4 protein-coding genes are annotated in these 2,357 nt (G+C 63.9%); 1 reads left to right on the top strand and 3 read right to left on the bottom strand.

Annotated elements, in window-relative coordinates; genetic code table 11:
• The coding region (locus K0F85_RS28495; RefSeq protein WP_257572443.1) for a hypothetical protein at positions 1 to 181 on the bottom strand (181 nt) is incomplete at its 3' end.
• Positions 182 to 336: 155 nt separating this feature from the next.
• Here K0F85_RS28495 and K0F85_RS01025 point away from each other — a divergent pair.
• Positions 337 to 966 (top strand): LysE family translocator, encoded by a 630-nt coding sequence (locus K0F85_RS01025; protein WP_219114153.1) that lies wholly within the window; start codon positions 337 to 339, stop codon positions 964 to 966.
• On the opposite strand, the gene K0F85_RS01020 is transcribed toward K0F85_RS01025, so the two are convergent.
• Together K0F85_RS01020 and K0F85_RS01015 are read right to left on the bottom strand one after the other, a co-directional pair.
• Complete coding sequence (locus K0F85_RS01020; RefSeq protein WP_257572486.1) at positions 929 to 1,513, bottom strand: YceI family protein; 585 nt, start codon at positions 1,511 to 1,513, stop codon at positions 929 to 931. The genes K0F85_RS01025 and K0F85_RS01020 overlap by 38 nt on opposite strands.
• A 373-nt stretch (positions 1,514 to 1,886) precedes the next feature.
• Positions 1,887 to 2,357: integrase core domain-containing protein (locus K0F85_RS01015; protein ID WP_219114151.1), on the bottom strand; the 471-nt coding region annotated here is incomplete at its 5' end.

Genomic DNA, 2,357 nt, shown 5'->3' with positions numbered 1-2,357 from the left:
GCCCGCCACTGCCCAGGTGCTGGATGCCTTGCTTGCTGAGGGACATGGGTGCAGCCTGCGCCGCGCCCGTCAGCCCCAGCAGGCAGAACAGCAAGCTGAGCAGGAGCGGCCAGCCGCATAGCCAGGTGCTGACGCGGGAGCAGGCAGCGCGGTGGATGGATGGGGGCGGGTGGACAGGCATCGATGGCTAGGGTGATGGTCGCGCGGGAATTGGCGGCAACGCCGTTGGCTGTGGAGTACTCATTTTAATCGACTCTCGGTGGCATAAGGCAATTTCATGTCCTTCCGACATGGCACTCGCTCCGGTATCATGCGCCTTTTTCCTGCGAGACCACCATGCTCAGTCCCGACCAGTTGCTGGCCTTCCTGGCCGCCGCCGTCCTCATTACCGCCAGTCCCGGTCCTGACAACCTGATGGTACTGGGCGTGGGCATGTCGCGCGGGCGCCGTCAGGGCATGGCGTTCGGCCTGGGCTGCGCCCTCGGCTGCCTCACGCATACCGTGCTGGCGACCATCGGCGTGTCGGCCTTGCTGGCCGCTTCACCCACCGCGTTTACCTTGCTGAAAGTAGCGGGCGGCCTGTACCTGGTGTGGCTGGGCATCGGCGCCTGGCGCAGCCGTGGTGGCGCCAGGGTCGATGGCGCGGCGGCCTTGCCAGACGAATCGCTGCTGCGCCTGTTCGCCAAGGGTTTGTTTGCCAACAGTATCAATCCGAAAGTCGTGCTGTTTTTCCTCTCGTTCCTGCCGCAGTTCATCGTCGCGGGCCAGGGCAATGCCAGCTGGCAGACGGCGCAGCTGGGCCTGGTTTTTACGGCGCAGGCGTGCGTGCTGTTTGGCCTGCTCGGCTATTTTTCCGGCACCGTCGGCCTGTGGCTCAACCGCCGCCCGCGCGCCGGCCTGTGGCTGGACCGCGTGGCCGGCAGCATTTTCATCGGCCTGGGCTTGCGCCTGATCCTGGCGCGCTGAAGTCTTGCCGGGCGGTGATGCGGAACGCCAGTTCCATCTGGTCCTGCACGGCCATGGCGCCACCCAGGATGGCGAACGGCACGATGCCGAAGTCGCTCTGTTTCAGTAGCAGGCTACCGCTGGCCTGCAGGCCGCGCCCATCGGCCGCTTGCTCGATCCGCACCGGCAGCTGCACCGTGCGCGTCACGCCATGCAGGGTGATTTCGGCATCGAGTACCTCGTTGTTGCCCGTGCGCCGGGCGACGATGCTCACCCACGGATAACGCCCGGCGTCGAGCACGCGTACCAGCATATTGTGGCGCGTGCCGGCGATGGCGTCGGCCGACGGCGTCGTCGTCAGGCCGGCCGCCTGGCGCAAGCTTTCCTCATCCACACTCATCTCATCTAGGCGGAACTGGAATTGCGCGCGCCCCAGCGCGGGCGCCACTACGCCCTGCAGGGTGCGGCTGGCGATCACGTGGTCATGCCCCAGACGGGCCAGCGCGCCGCCGCGGCGCACGGTGATGGTCAGCAGGGATTCCTGTGGCCCAATGTGCAAGACCCGCACGCCTGGCTGTTGCCACAGCGGCGCCTGCATGACTGGCGCAGGTGCCTGTGCGGCTGGGAGCGTGGCGGCGGGCGGCGGAGCGAACGGGGTGCAGGCCGCGAGCAAAGCGCAGGTGCAAGCCAGCAGCGTGCGGCGGTGGGCATGTGGCATCAATGAGGACTCCTGGCATAGGGATGGCAACGGTGGTGGCGCGGAGCGCGATGGGGCGATAGTAAGCGATCCGGGCGCCGCAGCGATAGCCGGTGCGTGTGCGCGGCCGTTTTGCAAGAGCAATGCATCGTGCCGCATGCCATGTCTTGCAGCAGAAGTGAATGCAGTGATTTGGTATTAAAGCAGGCGCTGGAAAATGCATCTGCTGCAGCGCAGGGTCGAATTATATGTCAAGACCCGCTTGGTTATAAACACGTTTAACAAATAATTCCGGCTTTTTCCCCTGCCATTTCTTCATCGCCTGCATCGGTGTTTCATTATCCAGGGCGCGCTGGGGAATGTTGTGGTTGTAGATTTTCAGGTAATTGCGCAGTGTCGATTCGAGTTCGGCCCTGGACGCGAAGCGGGTCTGGTTGACGACCTCGCTGATACGGCCGTTGAAGCGCTCAACCATGCCATTGGTCTGCGGATGACGTGGCGGAATCAGGCGATGTTCGATCGCCAGTTGCTTGCACAGCACGTCGAACGCGTGCCTGCCGCTGGGAATCCGATCGCCCGTTTCCGGGTCTTTCTTCTTGCTGGTAAAGCGGTCGGTGAACTGGCTGCCATTGTCGGTGAGCAGCTTGACGATGGTGATCGGACAGGCTTTGTTGAGCTTGATCAGGAAATCGGTACTGCTGCTGTCGGACTGGTC

This window comes from Janthinobacterium sp. UMAB-56 (genome assembly GCF_900095265.1).
Classification (GTDB): domain Bacteria; phylum Pseudomonadota; class Gammaproteobacteria; order Burkholderiales; family Burkholderiaceae_D; genus Janthinobacterium.
The sequence above is the reverse complement of the archived record's forward strand: the minus strand, read 5'-3'. Positions and strand labels throughout refer to the sequence as shown.